This window comes from Methylobacterium isbiliense (assembly GCF_022179325.1).
In the GTDB taxonomy this organism is placed as follows: Bacteria; Pseudomonadota; Alphaproteobacteria; order Rhizobiales; family Beijerinckiaceae; genus Methylobacterium; species Methylobacterium isbiliense.
Genome location: NZ_BPQQ01000019.1, coordinates 44,120 through 60,628, shown reverse-complemented (window position 1 = coordinate 60,628; position 16,509 = coordinate 44,120). Strand labels below are relative to the sequence as shown.

14 protein-coding genes are annotated in these 16,509 nt (G+C 71.5%); 5 read left to right on the top strand and 9 right to left on the bottom strand.

Annotation, left to right across the window (positions count from 1 at the left end):
- On the top strand, positions 1-1,351 hold a 1,351-nt coding region (locus tag MFF61_RS33840), incomplete at its 5' end, for a flagellin (protein WP_283205981.1).
- A gap of 87 nt (positions 1,352-1,438) precedes the next feature.
- On the opposite strand, the gene MFF61_RS09415 is transcribed toward MFF61_RS33840, so the two are convergent.
- The 9 genes from MFF61_RS09415 to MFF61_RS09375 all read right to left on the bottom strand — a co-directional run bounded on the left by MFF61_RS09415 (position 1,439) and on the right by MFF61_RS09375 (position 11,164).
- Complete coding sequence (locus tag MFF61_RS09415; RefSeq protein ID WP_238234840.1) at positions 1,439-2,404, bottom strand: LysR family transcriptional regulator; 966 nt, start codon at positions 2,402-2,404, stop codon at positions 1,439-1,441.
- Between the two features lie 51 nt (positions 2,405-2,455).
- Entirely contained in the window at positions 2,456-3,361 is a 906-nt protein-coding gene (locus tag MFF61_RS09410; protein ID WP_238234839.1) for an HpcH/HpaI aldolase/citrate lyase family protein, read from the bottom strand.
- Positions 3,358-4,542, bottom strand: a complete 1,185-nt coding sequence (locus MFF61_RS09405; protein ID WP_238234838.1) for a CaiB/BaiF CoA transferase family protein — start codon at positions 4,540-4,542, stop codon at positions 3,358-3,360. The genes MFF61_RS09410 and MFF61_RS09405 overlap by 4 nt, the downstream gene beginning before the upstream one ends.
- The gene (locus MFF61_RS09400) at positions 4,539-5,696 is read right to left on the bottom strand and encodes a zinc-binding dehydrogenase (RefSeq protein WP_238234837.1); all 1,158 of its coding nucleotides are present in this window, start codon (positions 5,694-5,696) and stop codon (positions 4,539-4,541) included. The genes MFF61_RS09405 and MFF61_RS09400 overlap by 4 nt, the downstream gene beginning before the upstream one ends.
- A gap of 5 nt (positions 5,697-5,701) precedes the next feature.
- Complete coding sequence (locus tag MFF61_RS09395) at positions 5,702-6,997, bottom strand: TRAP transporter large permease (RefSeq protein WP_238234836.1); 1,296 nt, start codon at positions 6,995-6,997, stop codon at positions 5,702-5,704.
- Positions 6,988-7,557 carry a TRAP transporter small permease gene (locus MFF61_RS09390; protein ID WP_238234835.1) on the bottom strand — a complete coding sequence of 190 codons (570 nt, stop codon included), beginning with the start codon at positions 7,555-7,557 and terminating at the stop codon, positions 6,988-6,990. The genes MFF61_RS09395 and MFF61_RS09390 overlap by 10 nt, the downstream gene beginning before the upstream one ends.
- Positions 7,558-7,561: 4 nt before the next feature.
- Positions 7,562-8,569 (bottom strand): TRAP transporter substrate-binding protein, encoded by a 1,008-nt coding sequence (locus MFF61_RS09385; RefSeq protein ID WP_238234834.1) that lies wholly within the window; start codon positions 8,567-8,569, stop codon positions 7,562-7,564.
- A 33-nt stretch (positions 8,570-8,602) separates the two neighbouring features.
- Positions 8,603-10,045 carry an aldehyde dehydrogenase family protein gene (locus MFF61_RS09380; protein WP_373324665.1) on the bottom strand — a complete coding sequence of 481 codons (1,443 nt, stop codon included), beginning with the start codon at positions 10,043-10,045 and terminating at the stop codon, positions 8,603-8,605.
- 198 nt (positions 10,046-10,243) lie between these two features.
- Positions 10,244-11,164 carry a LysR family transcriptional regulator gene (locus MFF61_RS09375; RefSeq protein WP_238234833.1) on the bottom strand — a complete coding sequence of 307 codons (921 nt, stop codon included), beginning with the start codon at positions 11,162-11,164 and terminating at the stop codon, positions 10,244-10,246.
- A gap of 108 nt (positions 11,165-11,272) precedes the next feature.
- Between MFF61_RS09375 and MFF61_RS09370 the strand changes: the two genes are divergently transcribed.
- The 4 genes from MFF61_RS09370 (at position 11,273) to MFF61_RS09355 (ending at position 16,281) form a co-directional block, all read left to right on the top strand.
- The gene (locus MFF61_RS09370) at positions 11,273-12,343 is read left to right on the top strand and encodes an alkene reductase (RefSeq protein WP_238234832.1); all 1,071 of its coding nucleotides are present in this window, start codon (positions 11,273-11,275) and stop codon (positions 12,341-12,343) included.
- Complete coding sequence (locus MFF61_RS09365) at positions 12,343-13,086, top strand: pirin family protein (protein WP_238234841.1); 744 nt, start codon at positions 12,343-12,345, stop codon at positions 13,084-13,086. Before MFF61_RS09370 ends, MFF61_RS09365 begins: the two co-directional genes overlap by 1 nt.
- 456 nt (positions 13,087-13,542) lie before the next feature.
- Positions 13,543-14,160, top strand: coding sequence for a glutathione S-transferase family protein (locus tag MFF61_RS09360; RefSeq protein WP_238234831.1), 618 nt, complete (start codon positions 13,543-13,545; stop codon positions 14,158-14,160).
- A 60-nt stretch (positions 14,161-14,220) separates the two neighbouring features.
- The gene (locus MFF61_RS09355; RefSeq protein WP_238234830.1) at positions 14,221-16,281 is read left to right on the top strand and encodes a 2Fe-2S iron-sulfur cluster-binding protein; all 2,061 of its coding nucleotides are present in this window, start codon (positions 14,221-14,223) and stop codon (positions 16,279-16,281) included.
- Positions 16,282-16,509 lie beyond the last annotated feature (228 nt).

The window sequence follows — 16,509 nt, the reverse complement described above, 5'->3', positions numbered from 1 at the left end:
GGTCGATTCCGCCCCCACCAATTCCGCCTACCAAGCCACCGAGCAGGTCGTCGCCGGCTTCTCCCGCGGCGGCACCGGGACGCTCAGTTTCTCGACCGTCGCCATCCCGGTGCAGGCGCTTCGGCTCTACGATTCCGGCGCGACCACCACGACGGTCCCGGCCACGCCCGCCCAGGTCACGGGGAGGACCGCCCTGGCCGGAACCCCGGCGTTTCAGTCCGGCGCGGCCGATTTCAGCGGCACCAACGAAGTCGCCCTCGACTTCACCGTTCAGAGCTGGAGCACGACGATCCGGCTCAACCAGTCGAACATGGCATCCGCCGCCAAGGACCTGTCGAAGGTCACGAGGGACGAGCTGCTGTCCGCGCTCAACAACCGGATCTCGGCCTCGTTCGCACTCGCCGGCATTATCGAGGCCGGCCTCGATGACGCTGGCCGATTGCAGTTCACGACCCTCGACGTCGGCGCGGCCGCCACCGTGAGCGTGGGAAACAGCTTCCCCTCGGCGGGCCATACCGCGATGGATATCGGCATCGCCGGCGGCGTGGTGACCCAGCTCTGGCGTCCCGTCGCGCTCCCGTCGTCTCCCTACACGGCGCTCGATCTGTCGGGCTCGAACACCAGAACGATCACGATCGACGATGGGCAGACGTCCACAACCGTCACGCTCGGGGCGTCGAGCGCTCCGCCGCCTGCGGACATCACGGCCGTCACCAATCTCGAAGTCGTGGCCATGCTGAACACGGCCCTGCAGGCGCAGGGCAGCACGGCAGGCTCCTACGCATCGACCATCGCGGCGACCTCGACCGACTACGTGAACTTCTACGGCGGTCCAGTGGGGCCCACCGCCACCCTGACGATCAGCGGGCCGGACGCGGTCGCGTTCGGCTTCGTCAGCGGCTACACGATCAACGGCACCTCATCCACCACCGTGACACCGGGCTACACCGCATCGGGGAGCAACCCCGGCAGCATCACGACCCGCGGCCTCCTCGACACGGTCGACGGCAGCACGGGGATGGCGGTCGGCCAGATCGCGATCGCGGGGCTCGTCGGGACGGCTGGCGACGCGACGCTCAGGGCGATCATCACGCAGGTCGACAAGGCGATCGCCGCGGCCGTCGAGGCCGGCACCACGCTCGGCGCGATCAAGACCCGGATCGACGGTCAGATGGGCTTCATCGACACGCTGATGAAGGCCAACGGCCGGACCGTCGGCACCCTGGTGGACGCGGACATCGAGGAGGAGTCGACCAAGCTGAAGGCGCTCCAGACCCAGCAGCAGCTCGCGATCCAGGCCCTGAGCATCGCCAATTCAGGCAGCCAGACCGTCCTCGCGCTGTTCCGCTGAGCCCAGACTCATCGCCGTCCCGGCATAGCGCGAGCAAGATCCGGTCCCGCTGCCATCGGATCCTGCCCCAGATCTTCGATCAATGCTCTAAGGCTGAGCGAGCGGCTTGGCCTGCCACAGGTCCGACTGGGCGAAGTCGAGCATCATGCGTTCGGACAGGTTGGTCACGGCCAGCGTCGCGCGCGACGAGGGACGGTTCAACGGCATCGCCAGGTAGATCTTGCGCGTGAAGCCCGGCGACACTACGCGGAAGGTGTGGATGCGCTCCGCGGCCAGCGAGGCGGGCAGCGTGCTCTGATGCAGGGCGGCAAGCGAGCAGATGGTCGAGGCGGAGAGGCGGTGGATGACCTCGAAGATCTGCGTCGTCGCGTCGACCTCAATGGTCACCCGCAGCACGTGCCCGAGGCTCCTGGCGGTGGCCTCGGCGAGGATGCGCAGCCCGTGCTGGAGCCCTGGCATGACGAGGTCGAGCCGGGCGACGTTCGCCATCGCGATGCAGCCGCTCCCGTCCAGGTAGGGCGCGATCAGGTCCGGCCGGTAGGTCGCGACGTGGAGTTCCTCCTCGGCCACGGCGCGCAGCGACGCGGAGGTGTGATCGGCGGCGCCCCCGCCGAAGACGACGGCCGCGTCCAAGGTTCCGTCCCGGAGCCAGTCGGCGATGTAGCCCGACATGCTCTCGACGACTTTGAGCCGGACCTGGGGCAGGTCGCGCACGCAGCGCTCGATCAGCGGCCCGGTCATGAGCCCGATCAGCGAGCCCGGGATGCCGAACCGTACCGCGCCGACCACCGGGCTGTCCCGGCCGCTCAGGCTCGCCTTCGCCTCTTCGGCCTGCTTGAGGATGGCGTAGGCATGGGCCAGGAAGATGCGGCCGTCCTCGGTCAGCACAAGCCCGCGCGCGCGGCGGTGGAAGAGCTGTGCCCGCAGCTCCTCCTCCAGGCCCTTCAGCCGTGCGCTGAGGGAGGGCGGGCCGATGTGCAGAACCTCGGCCGCCCCCACCAGCGAGCCCGTCTCGGCGATGGCGACGAACACCCTCAGATCGCGCAGGTCCATCGCGCCATTTCACCGGAACGGCCGGCGCTGTCCATGCCCGGCCCGCGGCGATCAGCCGGCGCCGGCGGGCTGCGCGAACGCCTCGGCCTGCGCCAGGACGTGGCGGGCGCGTTCGGCCACGGGGCGGTCGATCATCGCGCCCTCAAAGGTCGCCGCGCCGCGCCCCTCGCGGTGGGCGGCGTCGAGGGCCGCGAGCACGCCCCGCGCCCAGGCGATCTCGGCCGGCGAGGGGGCGAAGCCCGCGTTGAGGATCGGCACCTGCTTGGGGTGGATGCAGAAGCCGCCGGTGAAGCCCATGTCGCGCGCCTGCGCGATCTTGGCCGCGAAGGCCGCCTCGTCGGCGAAATCCGCCACGGTGCCGACGTAGCCGATGGGCTGGATGCCGGCGTTGCGCGCCGCCACCACGGCCTGCGCGTTGGGGACGAAGAGCGTGTCGACGGTCGGGCGCGCCCCAAGCGCGACCGCGAGATCCTCGGCGCCCACCGTCATCCCGCACAGGCGCGGATGCGCGGCGGCGATCGCCGGCATGGCGAGGAGGCCGTCGCAGGTCTCGATCATCGCGACGAGACGCGTATGCCCGCGCGGCAGGCCGCGCTCCGCCTCGACCTCGTCGAGGGTCTCGGCGATCGCCCGCACGTGCCCGGCATCCGGGACCTTGGGCAGGGTCAGGGCGCAGACATGCGGCCCCACGGCGGCCTCGATGTCGGCGATGGCCTGGCGCCAGGGCCGGTTGATCCGCACCACCACGTCGAGGCCCTGCGCGGCGAGGCGCTCGGCCGCCGCCGGAACGCTGCGCCGCGCCGGCTCCTTGAGATCGGGGGGAATCGCGTCCTCGAGGTCGATCTGGATCGCGTCCGCCCCCCGCTCCGCCGCCTTGGCGAGGAAGCGCTCGCTGAGGGCGGGAATGAACAGCATCGAGCGCCAGCGGCCCGCCCCTGTGCCGGTTCTCGGGATCATCGCGGGTCTCCTTCCGTGAGGCCGAGTTCGCGCCGGATCTCGTCCGTGTGCTCGCCGAGCCGCGGCGCGGGCCGGCGGAACGGCTCCGGCATCCCTGAGAAGCGCGGGATGACGTTCGGCATCGGCACCGCCTTCATGTCGTCATCGGGCGCCGCGACCAGCGCCTCGCGACCGTGGACGAAGGGGTGGTCGATCAGGTCCGCGACCGAGCAGACCGGACCGACGGTCACGCCCGCGGCCTCGAACAGGGCGAGGTTCTCCGCTTGGCTGCGCTCGGCCACGAAGGCGGCGATGATGGCGTCGAGCGCGTCCCGGTTGCGCACCCGCGCCGCGTTGTCGACGAAGCGCGGATCGCTCTTGAGATCGGCTCGCCCGATCGTCTCCAGGATGCGTTCGGCCATGGACTGCATCGAGCCCGACATCGCGACGTAGGCCCCGTCCGCGCACGGATAGACGTTGCGCGGGGCCGTGTGGGACGACTGGTTGCCGGCCCGCATCGTGGGCGCGCCGGTGAGCGTCAGGTTGGCGGCCTCCGCCCCGATCATCGCGTGGATCGGCTCGAACAGCGACAGGTCGAGCACCTGCCCGGCGCCGCCCCGCTCGACCGCGCGCAGCGCCGCCAGGGTCGCCGCGGCGCCGTAGAGGCCGGCGATCATGTCCGCGAGGGCGAGCGGCGGCAGGGTCGGCGGCTTGTCGGCATGGCCGTTCATGAAGGCCCAGCCCGACATCGCCTCGACGAGCGTGCCGAAGCCGGGCCTGAGCCGCCAGGGCCCGGTCTGGCCCCAGCCCGAGACGCGCAGCATCACGAGGCCGGGATTGCGCCGGTGCAGATCCTCCGGGCCGAGGCCCCAGCGCTCCATCGTGCCGGGCACGAAGTTCTCGACCAGCACCTGCGCGGAATCGATGAGCCGCAGCAGCGTCTCGCGGTCCTCCGGCCGGTGGATGTCGAGCGCGATGCTGCGCTTGTTGCGGGCGTAGACCTTCCAGAAGGTCTCGATGCCCTCCACGCGCCAGTTGCGCAGGTCGTCGCCCTTGCCGGGGCGCTCCACCTTGATCACGTCGGCCCCGTAATCGGCGAGGACGTGCGTCGTCATGTTGCCGGCCACCAGCCGCGACATGTCGACGACGCGCACGCCGTCGAGCAGGCCCTTGGCGTCCGGGGCGTAAGCGATCGTCCTCATGCCTGCGCGCGCTCCTCGACCACGATCAGCGGCTTGATCTCCTGCAGGGCGTGCATCCGCTCCAGGGCGACATTGACCTCGTCGAGCGCGTAGCGGCCGGTGATCATCTTGCCGAAGGGAATCCGGTCGATATGGGCGGAGGCGAATTGCAGCGCCTTCCAGTAGGACTTCACGTCGCCCGAGAAGGAGCCGATGACCCGGATGTTCTTCTTGACGATCAGGGAGGGGCTGAAGGTGGTCTCGCCCGCGCCGAGCTGGCCGACCGTGAGGTAGCGCCCGCCCTTGCGCACGAGATCGAGTCCCTCCCCGAAGGCGTTCGGCACGCCGGTGAATTCCAGCACCATGTCGGGCCCGCGCCCGTCGGTGAGCGCGCGCAGGGCGGCGGCGCGCTCCTCGTGGCTTGTGCCCTCGATCGGGAAGACGTGCGTCGCGCCGAACTCCTTCGCGAGGTCGAGCCGGGCGGCGGGCGCGCCGATCACGCTGACGGTGCGCGCGCCGGCCACCCGGGCGACCGCCGCGGCGAGCACGCCGAGCGGCCCCGCGCCCTGGATCGCGACGTGCTCGGACGGGTCGATCGGACCGAGATTGTCGAAGGCGTTCATCACCGAGCGGAAGGCGCAGGAGCACAGGCTCGCCACCGCATCGTCGAGGTTGTCGGGCACCCGCACGCGGCCGGATTCCGGCAGGACGTAGCCGTACTCCGAGAAGCCGCCGAGCAGATGGGGCGGTCTCTCGATGTTCTCGTACATGTAGGCGCGCCGGTTCTCGCACAGGGTCGGCTGCCGGGCGACCGTGCAGTAGAAGCAGTGGCCGCAGGCCGTATGCGTCCACAGGATGCGGTCGCCGATGGCGAGCGGCTGACCGACGCTGTCGCGCTCCGCCCCCTCGCCGATCGCCACCACGCGGCCGACCATCTCGTGGCCCAGGATCACCGGCAGGTCGACCCTTAGGGAGAGGTTGCCGCGCGACAGGTGGACGTCCGTCCCGCAGATCGAGCAGGCCGTCGTCTTGACGATCAGCGCGCCCGGCTCGGGGCCTGAGGGCACCGGCACGCACTCGATCCTCACGGGTTCGCCGAACCGGCGCAGCACCGCCGCGCGGGAGGTGGGCGGCAGCGACGGCGCGGGCGCGCGCTGCGAAATCGCGTCAGGCATCTCGGTCACCTAAGAAAACGGAACCACAGGGTCACGAACGGCACGAAGGTCAGGACGAGCTGGCCGACGATCGCGACGAGGAAGAACCAGCCGAGATAGGGGAGCATGTCGCCCATCCGGCAGCGGGCCGCGCGCGCGGCGACGTAGAGGTTGGCGGCCATCGGCGGCGTCAGCAGGCCGATCTCCAGGTTGGTCGCGAGCACGATGCCGAAATGGACCGGATCGATGCCGAACCGCTGGGCGGCCGGCGCCAGCAGCGGCCCCATCAGGAGGATCGAGGCGTTCGTCTCCATGAACGTGCCCACCAGCAGCAGGACGAGGTTCACCATCAGCAGGAACACGACCGGGCTGTCGATGAAGGTCGCCACCCAGGCGGCGATGTCCTGCGGCACTTGGTTGAGGACCATCGCCCGGTTGAAGACGCCCGTCATCGCGATGATGATGAGGATGCCCGCCCCCGTGATCACGGCGCTGCGGAAGGACTGGGCCAGCATGTCGAGCTTCAGCAGCCGGCGCGCCAGCGCCGCGCCGATGGCGTAGAGGCAGCCGACCGCCGCGGCCTCGGAGGGCGTGAAGATCCCGCCGTAGATGCCCCCTAGGATCAGCACCGGCAGCATCAGCGCGGACGTGGCGCGGGCGACGACGACGCGGCGCGGCAGCAGCGGATCGGCGGTGAGCGTGGCCGCCTCGTCGGCCCGCGCTTCCACCCCGCCCCGCAGCAGCCGCCGGGAGAGCTGGCGATGGACGAGGAGGAACAGCACGCTGAAGACCAGGGCCGCCGGGAGCGTCGCGAGGAACAGGTCGGAGACCGAGACGCCGACCGTCGCGCCGTAGAGGATCAGCGGGATCGAGGGCGGGACCAGCACGCCGAGCAGCCCCGCCGAGGCGGTGAGCGCGGCGACGTAGCCGTTGGGGTAGCCGCGCCGGATCATCTCCGGGCTGACGACGCCGCCGACCGCCGCCACGGTGGCGACGGAGGAGCCGGTGATGGCGCCCATCATCGCCGAGGCGGCGACCGTGATGTAGCCGAAGGCCGCCCGCACCCGGTGCAGCACGAGATCGGACAGCGCGATCAGCTCGCCCGCCATGCCGGAGCGGTTCATCAGGTCGCCGGTCAGCATGAAGAGCGGGATCGCCACCAGCGCGTGGTTCGACACCTCCTCGTACGGGATGCCGCTGAGCCCGGTCGTGGTCAGGCCGAAGCCCGCCATCAGCGCGAAGATCGACAGGCCGAAGGCGACCGCGAGCGGCGCCCCGACCAGCAGGAGGGCGCCCATCAGGACGAAGGTGGTCAGTGCCACGGGTCGGTTCCTCCCGGCGGCCGGCCCGCCAGCGCGCGCCACACGTCCATCGCCCCGTGGAGCGCGATCAGCGCGGCGCCCGCCACCATGAAGGCCGCCGGCACCGCCACCGGCGTGCCGAGATCGATCAGCTTCTCGCCGGACGACCACGCGTAGTCGAACAGGTCCCAGGCGATGACGACGAAGACGGCGCCGAACACGAAGCACAGCCCCGAACTCAGGGCGTCGAGGCCGCGGCGCAGCCAGCCGTCGGGCAGCGTCTCGACGATGTCGGCCGTGAGGTGCTTGTGCAGGTGGCTGCACAGGGCCGCGCCCATGAAGGTGAGCGGCGACATGGCGACGATCGCCCACTCGCCGGTGTCGGGAAAGGGCAGCGCGAAGGCGCGGATGGCGATCGAGGTGGCGACCGCCAGCATGGCGACGGCGAGCGCCGCCATCGCCACCGCGGTCTCGACCCGCGCCAGCACGACCTCGACGCGCATGGCGCGGCCGAGCAGGCTTCCGGGCACGGGCAGGGCCGCCCGCGCCGATTCCCGGTCGAGGAGCGTCTCCGTGGTCATGGGGCTACTTGCCCCTGGCCGCGTCGACTTCCTTCCGGAGCGCCGCGATGCGCGCCTCGCCATAGACCGGCGTCAGCCGCTCCCAGCCCACCTGCCCGGCCTTCACGAAGCCGTCCATGGCCTCGGGCGTCGGCGTGACGATCTCGAGGCCGGCCGCCTTCATCTTGTCGATGAAGCCCGCGATGGCCGCCCGGTTGGCCTTGATCTCGTCGCGCGCCACCTCCTCGGCGGCGGCCTTGACGATCGCCTTGTTGGCCTCGCTGAGGCCGCTCCAGAAGCGTTGGCTCACCGTGATCGTGCCCATCGCGTAGACGTGGTTCGTTAGCGTCATGTGGCGCTGGGCCTCGAACAGGCGCGAGTTGAAGGTGATGCTCGCGCCGTTGTCCTGGCCGTCGACCGTGCCCTGCTGCAGCGCCACGAAGAGGTTGTTGAAGGGCATCGTCACGGCCTGCGTGCCGGCGATCTCGAAGAAGCTGCGGATCGCCGCCGAGCCGGGGACGCGGATCTTCAGCCCCTTGAGATCCTCGATGGTGCGCACCGGCCGCTTCGAGTTGGTGACGGCGCGGAACTCCAGCTCGAAGAAGCCGAGCGCCACCATGCGGTGCTTGGCCAGGGTCTCGGTCAGGGTGCGCTGCAGGATCCCGTCGGGATTGTAGAAGATCCTGTCCGCCTCGGCGTCGCTGGTGACGATGTAGGGCAGGTAGTGGATGTCGAGCAGCGGATCGAGGCCGGTCAGCGAGCCGGGATTGAGGAAGGCGAACTCGACCGCGCCGCGGCCGACGTCGCGGCCGAGCGCCTCGTCGCCGCCGAGCTGGCTGTTGGGGAAGACCGCGATGTCGATCTCGCCCTTGGTGCGCTCCTTCACCAGCCGGGCGAAGGCCTTGCTGGCCTCGTCGGCGGCGTTGCCGGGCGCGAAGACGTGGCCGAGCCGCGCCTTCGTCTGGGCGAGGCCGGGATTCGTCGCGGCGAGCAGCAGCGCGGCCGCGGCGACGGCGGCGAACAGGGTCTTCATGGTTCCTCCCCGGGACGTGTTCTGTGTCTGCGATCAGGTGCGGTGGTCGATCACCACGGTCTTGGCGACCGTGTATTCGCGCAGGGCCTCGAAGCCCTTCTCGCGCCCGTGGCCGCTCTTGCCGAACCCGCCGAAGGGTAGTTCGACGCCGCCGCCGGCGCCGTATCCGTTCACGTAGACCTGTCCGACCCGCAGCGCCTTGGCGAGGCGCAACTGGCGCGCGCCGTCGCGGGTCCAGACGCCCGCGATGAGGCCGTACTCCGTCCCGTTGGCGAGCCGGATCGCGTCCGCCTCGTCGTCGAAGGGCAGCGCCGCGAGGACGGGTCCGAACACCTCCTCGCGCGCCAGTTCGTGGTCGCGCGGCACCGCCCCGTACAGGGTCGGCGGCACGAAGTAGCCCTGCGCGTCCACCTCCGGATCGATCGTCCCCTGGGCGACGACCTCGACCCGGTCCGCGGCGGCGCGCTCAAGGAAGCCCTGGATGCGCTCGCGCTGGACCTGGCTGATCACCGGGCCGCAATCGAGGTCCTGCGCCGGGTAGCCGACCCGCGTCCGGGCGATGCGGGCCGCGAGCTTGGCCATGAACGGCTCGTAGATCGCGCGCTCGATGAGGACGCGGGAACCCGCCGAGCAGGTCTGCCCCGCATTCTGCACGATCGCGCCCACGATGATCTCGCAGGCCTTGTCCTGGTCGGCATCGGCGAAGACGACCTGCGGCGACTTCCCGCCGAGTTCGAGCACGCAGGGGACGTGGTTGCGCGCCGCCGCCTGCTGCACCAGCACGCCGACCTCGGGCGAGCCGGTGAAGGACAACAGGTCGATGCCGGGATGGTTCGAGAGGGCCGCGCCCGCCTCCTCGCCCAGCCCCGTCACGAGATTGATCGCACCGCGCGGGAAGCCGACCTCCTCGGCCAGTTCGGTGAAGCGCAGGCAGGAGAGCGAGGCCTCCTCGGCGGGCTTCAGCACGCAGGCATTGCCCGTCGCGAGCGCCGGGCCGAGCGTGCGGCCGAACATCGAGGCGGGGTAGTTCCAGGGGATGATGTGGCCGGTCACGCCGCGCGGCTCGCGCAGGACCATGACCTGATAGCCGGTCAGGAACGGGATGGTGTCGCCGTGCACCTTGTCGGCGGCCCCGCCGTAGAACTCGAAGTAGCGGGCGGTGACGCGTATGTCGTTGCGCGCGAGCTTCATCGGCTTGCCGGTATCGGCCGCCTCGATCTCCGCGAGTTCGTCCAGCCTGTCGAGGATCAGCTGCCCGAGCCGGCTCAGCAGGCGACCGCGCGACGCGGCGTCGAGCTGACCCCATTCGCCGGCGAGCGCCCCGCGCGCGGCCGCCACCGCCGCGTCGATGTCGGCCTGCCCGCCCCGCGCGATCGCGGCCACCACCTCGTCGGTGCTGGGATTGGTGGTGGGAAGGTACTCGCCGCCTGCCGGAGCGACCCATCGTCCGTCGATGAACACCTTGTGCCGGATCACGCGCTTCCATCCCTTGTGCCGTTCTGTCGGCGGGAGAATTTTGCGCGCCGGCCAATTCGGCAACGGCGAAAATGCTGAAGGATCGTTCGGCACAGCCGAATTCAGGATGTCTGCCGCTGGGCGGCGGTTCGGTCGGCGCACGCGGCATCCCCTGCCCTCCCGCCCGGATGCGCCCCGGGGCCGATCATCGCGCGACGATCACCGCCCGGCCTCGCCCGCCCCGTCCTGCGCGCGAGCCGAGAACGTCCGGGAGCGCGCGAACTGCTCCACCATAAAATCGGCGAAGGCCTGCACCTTGGGGCTCGTCACGCCTCCCGGCGGGTGCAGGACCCAGACCTCGTTGTCGCGGTTGGGGACGCTGCCCCAGGCCTTGAGGCGGCCGGCCGCCACGTCCTCCTCGATCAGCCACGCGGGCAGGAGCGCCACGCCGGCACCGGCCAGGACCGCCTCGTGGACCAGCATCATCGACGAGCACCGCACGACCTCCCGCGGCGTCACGGCGCGCTCGCCCTCCGGGCCGAGGATGGTCCAGCGCGACTGGCCGCGGGCAGCCGACAGGACCACGGCGTCCACGGGCTCGTCGGGCCGCTCGGGAAGGACCAGGGCCGGCGAGCCCGCCAGCACGCTGCGGGTGCGCAGGCACAGGCGCCCGACGAGGCCGGTGTCGGGCGAGGGATTGGCGCGGACCACGACGTCGTAGCCTTCGGCGACCGGGTCGACGAAGCGGTCGTTGACATCGATCTCCAGCTCGACGGACGGGTAGATCCGCACGAAGCGGGCGACGAGGTCGCCCATGCCGAAGCGCGCCAGCAGCACCGGCATGCTGACGCGCAGCCGGCCGCGGACCTGCCCGCTCCACTCCCGCGCCTCGGCCCAGAGCGCATCGAGATCGGCCAGGAGCGGGGCGGCCCGGGCCAGAAGCGAGCGGCCGTCCTCGGTCAGTTCCAGGCGGGCCCCGCCGCGGGTGAGCAGAGGCAGCCCGATGCCCGCCTCCAGTGCGCGCACCCGCCGCGACAGCGTCGCCTTCGGGATGCCCGTCCGGCGCGACGCCGCGTTCAGGCCACCCTCTTGCGCGACCGCGACGAAGCCCGCCAGGGCGTCGATGTCCGTGTGTTCCACTGCCGGACCACTCCGTTCCGTAGGGCGGCCTATCTCGCGCTCGCATGGAACACTACGTCAAGCCCGTGAGCACGGGCGACCGCCCGGAACGACGTTCAGGAGACTGCCATGACCGACATCTGGACTCCGATCGAGGTCGGACACCTCGCCCTCAAGAACCGGCTGGTGATGGCCCCGATGACCCGCAGCCGCGCCGCGCCCGACGGCACGCCGGGGCCGCTCGCCGCCGCGTACTACGCGCAGCGCGCCGGCCTCGGCCTCCTGGTCAGCGAGGGCACCCAGCCGTCGGACGCCGGGCAGGGCTACATCTTCACGCCCGGCATCTACACCGACCGGCATGTCGCAGGCTGGCGGGCGGTGACCTCGGCGGTGCACGAGGCCGGATCGCGCCTGTTCATCCAGCTCATGCATGTCGGCCGGGTCTCGCATCCGGACAACACCCCCGGCCATGCCCTCGGGGTCGCCCCGTCGGCGGTCGCGCCGAACGACCAGATGTTCACCCTGGAGGGGATGAAGCCGATCCCCGAACCGCGGGCGCTGACGACCGACGAGATCGCCCGCACGGTCGAGGACTTCCGGCATGCGGCCCGCCGCGCGATCGAGGCCGGCGCCGACGGCGTCGAGATCCACGGGGCCAACGGCTACCTCGTCCAGCAGTTCTTCGCCCCGAACGCCAACCTGCGCACCGACCGGTACGGCGGCGGCATCGAGAACCGCGCCCGCTTCGCCGTCGAGGTCGCCCGGGCGATCGCGGAGGAGATCGGCGGCGAGCGCACCGGCATCCGCCTGTCGCCCGGCGCCACGCTCGGCAGCCTGGACGAGGGTCCCGAGGCGCCGGACCTCTACCGCCATCTCGTGGGCGAACTGGACAAGCTGGGATTGGCCTACATCCACGTCATGCATCTCGGCAACGAGGCGCTGCTGGCGGATATCCGCCGCCTGTGGAGCCGGGCCCTGATCGTCAACCGGCCGGGTCGCGCGGTGCAGGGTGTCGGCTCGGACATCGCGGCGGGCCGCGCCGACCTCGAATCCTACGGCCAACTCGTCCTCTCCACGCCCGACTTCCCCGCCCGCCTGAAGTCCGGCGCGGCCATGAATCCGGCGGACAAGGCCACCTTCTACGGCGGCGGCGCGGAGGGCTACACCGACTACCCGGTGCTCTCCGGGGAGGCGGCGTGATGCGGCCGATCGGGCTCGGCCGCGGCGCGTGGCGCGGCAACCGGGAGGAAGGATTCGCGCTTGAGATCCTCCATCCCGGCGTCAGCCTCGGCCTCGGCGACAGCGGCATCGGCGCGATCGGCCGAATCGACCGCGCCTGGGCGAGGCCGGGGCACGTCATCGGGATGCATCCGCACCGCGACGACGAGATCCTGACCTACCTCCGGGCCGGCCGGATGCTCCATCGCGACACGATGGGGCACGAGCAGGAGATCACGGCCTCCCGCCTGATGCTGATGAATGCCGGCCACACGTTCCAGCACGAGGAGGAGATGCTCGGCCCCGAGCCGGTCGAGGCCTTGCAGATCTTCCTCCGGCCCCGCGCGGCCGGCCTCGCGCCGCAGGTCCAGTTCCACGACCTCGATCGGGTGCTCAGCCGCAACGCGTGGCGCCTTCTCGCCGCACCGGAGGGAGCGCCCCTGACGGTCCGTGCCCAGGCCTGGGTGGAGGATGCCCACCTGTCGGCGGGATCGTCCCTCGTCCTGCCGCCGCGGGGTCCGCACGTCGTGCGCCTGCTCTACGCCTTCAAGGGCGAGGCCCGCATCGCCGATGTCGTGATCCGCGACGGCGAGAGCGTCCATCTCGGCGCCGACACCGCGACGGTGACGGCGACCGCCGAGGTCGACCTCGTGCTCTTCACCACCGATCCGGGCGCGGCGGTCTTCAGGGGCGGCATGTTCAGCGGCAACATCCTGGCCGCCTGACCGGTCCGGGCCGATCCGACGCTTCGCACCCGGTCCGGGGCAGACCTACGGCCCTTGCCGGACCGCGGGAGTGTCCGGTTGGCGGCGGAGGGGCGGGCGGCGACGTGCCTGAGATGGCCGGCGGGCGCCGCGGCCGGCACCCGTGCGGTCGCCCACGGTGAAGCGCTGGCGGACGCGGCGCGACTGATCGAATTGTCGGCGAGCGCGACGGCATCATCGTCGAACGGGACGCTGCTGTCGTGCTCGTGGGTGAGGAGCTGGTCCGTGCCGGGCCTCAACCCGCGGCGGAGCATCGGCGCGAGTCCCAAGCGCCGAGTCCCTGCCCAGGTACCGATTATTTCGCTATTGGCAACAATGAACTGCCGAGAACGATAATTGCCGACAACGGCTGATCGCATCACCTTGCCTGTGCGGATCGGGAGCGAACCCGGCCGCACCAGCCAGGGACAGACGATCATGAAGCTCTACCACCATCCCCTCTCGGGTCACGCGCATCGGGCCCGCCTGGGACTCGCGCTGCTCGGCGTGCCGCACGACCTCGTCGAGGTCGACCTGAAGGCGGGCGCCCACAGGACGCCGGAGTTCCTGGCCCTGAACCCGTTCGGTCAGGTGCCGGTGCTGGACGACGACGGCACCGTCGTCTCGGATTCCAACGCCATCCTGGTCTACGCGGCGCGCAAGTTCGGCCGGACCGACTGGCTGCCGGAGGATGCGCAGGGCCAAGCGGCCGTGCAGCGCTGGCTGTCGGTGGCGGCCGGCGAGGTCGCGTACGGCCCGGCGGCAGCCCGCCTCGTCACCGTGTTCGGCGCGACGTTCAACCCCGAGGAGGTGATCGGCCGAGCCCACACGCTGCTGCGCCGGCTCGAAGCCCATCTGGCCGGCCGCGACTGGCTCGTCGGCGAGCGCCCGACCATCGCGGATGTCGCGCTCTACAGCTACGTGGCGCGGGCGCCCGAGGGGAACGTCGATCTGTCGGGATATCCGAACGTCGGCGCCTTCCTGCGCCGGATCGAGGCGCTGCCGGGCTTCGTCCCCTTCGCCCGAACCCCGGCCGGCCTGTCGGCCGCAGCCTGACCCGAGGATCCGGGGCGCGCCTCTCGGGCGCGCCCGGCCGCACCGGACGGGAGAGCGATCATGGGTGACGTCATGACCATGCCCAAGCTGGACACGTGGCACGCCGGCGAGAAGGCGCTGCAGGAGACGGTCGGCGTCGCCGCGCGGATGGAGGAGGTCGGCCGGCGGGTCGTCCGGGACCACATGCCCGACCAGCACCGCGCATTCTACGCCCAGCTTCCCGTCATCGTGCTCGGCAGCGTCGATGGGCGCGGCGATGCCTGGGCCACGCTTCTGGCCGGCCCGCCCGGCTTCATCGCCTCGCCCACGGCCCGGACCCTCGCCATCCGGGCGCAGCCCGATGCCACCGACCCGGCCGCCGAGGGCACGCGGGAGGGCGACGCCGTCGGCCTGCTCGGCATCGAACTCCACACCCGCCGCCGCAACCGCCTGAACGGGATCGTCCGGTCCTCGGCCGGCGGTACCCTGCAGGTCGAGGTCGACCAGAGCTTCGGCAACTGCCCGCAATACATCCAGCTGCGCGACGGCGCGTTCGTCCGGGATCCGCGCGCGCCCTACTCGGGCGCGGTGGAAGAGTCCTCCGGGCTCGACGCGGCGGCGCGGGCCGTGATCGCGGCGGCGGACACCTTCTTCGTCGCCTCCTACGCCGAGCGCGAGGCCCGCCGGCAGGTCGATGTCTCGCATCGCGGCGGCCGGGCGGGCTTCGTGCGCGTCGCCGAGGACGGCACGCTGACGATCCCGGATTTCGCCGGCAACCTGTTCTTCGCCACGCTCGGCAACATCCTCCTCAATGGCAGGGCCGGGCTCGTCTTCGCCGATTTCGAGACGGGCGATCTGCTGCAGCTGACCGGCGACGCCGAGGTGGTCCTCGACTCGCCCGAGATCGCGGCCTTCCAGGGCGCCGAGCGGCTCTGGCGCGTCCGGCCGCGCCGCGTCGTGCGCCGCCGGGGGGCGCTTGCGCTGCGCTGGACCTTCCGGGCCGAGGGCTGGTCGCCCAACGCGCTGATGACCGGCGACTGGCGGGAGACCGCCGACCGCCTCCGCGCAGCCGACCTCGCCACGCGCTGGCGGCCCTTCCGGGTGACGAGGATCGTCGACGAGAGCCGCTCGATCCGCTCGTTCCACCTGTCTCCGGACGACGGCGCGGGCCTGATCCCGCATCGGGCGGGGCAGCACCTGCCGATCCGCCTGACCCTTCCCGGATCGGACACGCCGGTGATCCGGACCTATACCGTGTCGACGGCGCCCTCGGATGCCGGCTACCGCATCAGCGTCAAGCGGGACGGGGCGGTGTCGCGCCACCTGCACGAGGCGATCCGGGTCGGCGACCGCATCGAGGCGCGCGCACCGGCGGGCAGCTTCACCCTCGATGCCCACGCGACGCGGCCGGCGGTGCTGCTGGCCGGCGGCGTCGGCATCACGCCGCTCCTTGCGATGCTGCGGCACGTGATCTACGAGGGGCTGCGCACCAGACGCATCCGCCTCACTACGCTGTTCTACGCCGTGCACTCCCAGGCCGATCGCGCCTTCGACACGGAGCTGATGCACCTCGCCGAGCAGGCGCAGGGCGCGGTGCGGATCGTGCGTGTGCTCGGCGACGGGCAGGGCATCGAGGGCGTCGACTACGACGCCGCGGGGCGGATCGACATGGCGCTCCTGAGCCGCTTCCTGCCCTTCGGCGATGACGACTTCTACCTCTGCGGACCGCCGTCCTTCACGCAGGCGCTCTACGACGGCCTGCGCGGCACCGCCATCGCGGACGAGCGGATCCACGCGGAGGCGTTCGGTCCCTCCTCACTGGTGCGGAGCGGACCGGCGGCTGCGGCCGCGGCGACGCGCCGGCCGGCCGCGACGGCGCCGGTCCCCGTGACCTTCGTGGCATCCGGCAAGGAGGCGCGCTGGACCCCCGGATCCGGAACCCTGCTCGACCTCGCGGAGGCGCGGGGGCTCGATCCCGCCTTCAGCTGCCGCACCGGGAGCTGCGGGACCTGCCGCACCGCGCTGCTCGCCGGGCAGGTGACCTATCTCCGCGAGCCGACCGCGCCCGTGGCCGGCGACGAGGTCCTGCTCTGCTCGGCCGCACCGGCCGAGGGGGCGGACCGGATCCAGCTCGCCCTCTAGGCAGAGTTGCGCGGGGCAACTCTGCTTAGCTCTTGTTCTTGCATCATTTTTGTCGCCGAACCGGTGACCAGTTCGGCGAATGATGCTGAGGCTCCTACCCCGACGCGGTCCCCGATCCGGCACGACCACGATGCAGACACGGGGGCCGCAGCAGGATCGCACCGAGCCGCTCCGCCGACGCAGCCCGTCCCCCCTTCCCCCGCCCGGCTTGAAGGCCGTCCATCCACC

Bases quoted from the DNA above. Each gene is read 5' to 3' on its own strand.
- MFF61_RS09360 (WP_238234831.1), top strand. From the start codon at position 13,543: ATGAAGCTCTACCACCATCCCCTCTCGGGTCACGCGCATCGGGCCCGC.
- MFF61_RS09355 (WP_238234830.1), top strand. From the start codon at position 14,221: ATGGGTGACGTCATGACCATGCCCAAGCTGGACACGTGGCACGCCGGC.
- MFF61_RS09370 (WP_238234832.1), top strand. From the start codon at position 11,273: ATGACCGACATCTGGACTCCGATCGAGGTCGGACACCTCGCCCTCAAG.
- MFF61_RS09415 (WP_238234840.1), bottom strand. From the start codon at position 2,404: ATGGACCTGCGCGATCTGAGGGTGTTCGTCGCCATCGCCGAGACGGGC.
- MFF61_RS09410 (WP_238234839.1), bottom strand. From the start codon at position 3,361: ATGATCCCGAGAACCGGCACAGGGGCGGGCCGCTGGCGCTCGATGCTG.
- MFF61_RS09390 (WP_238234835.1), bottom strand. From the start codon at position 7,557: ATGACCACGGAGACGCTCCTCGACCGGGAATCGGCGCGGGCGGCCCTG.
- MFF61_RS09400 (WP_238234837.1), bottom strand. From the start codon at position 5,696: ATGCCTGACGCGATTTCGCAGCGCGCGCCCGCGCCGTCGCTGCCGCCC.
- MFF61_RS09365 (WP_238234841.1), top strand. From the start codon at position 12,343: ATGCGGCCGATCGGGCTCGGCCGCGGCGCGTGGCGCGGCAACCGGGAG.
- MFF61_RS09385 (WP_238234834.1), bottom strand. From the start codon at position 8,569: ATGAAGACCCTGTTCGCCGCCGTCGCCGCGGCCGCGCTGCTGCTCGCC.
- MFF61_RS09405 (WP_238234838.1), bottom strand. From the start codon at position 4,542: ATGAGGACGATCGCTTACGCCCCGGACGCCAAGGGCCTGCTCGACGGC.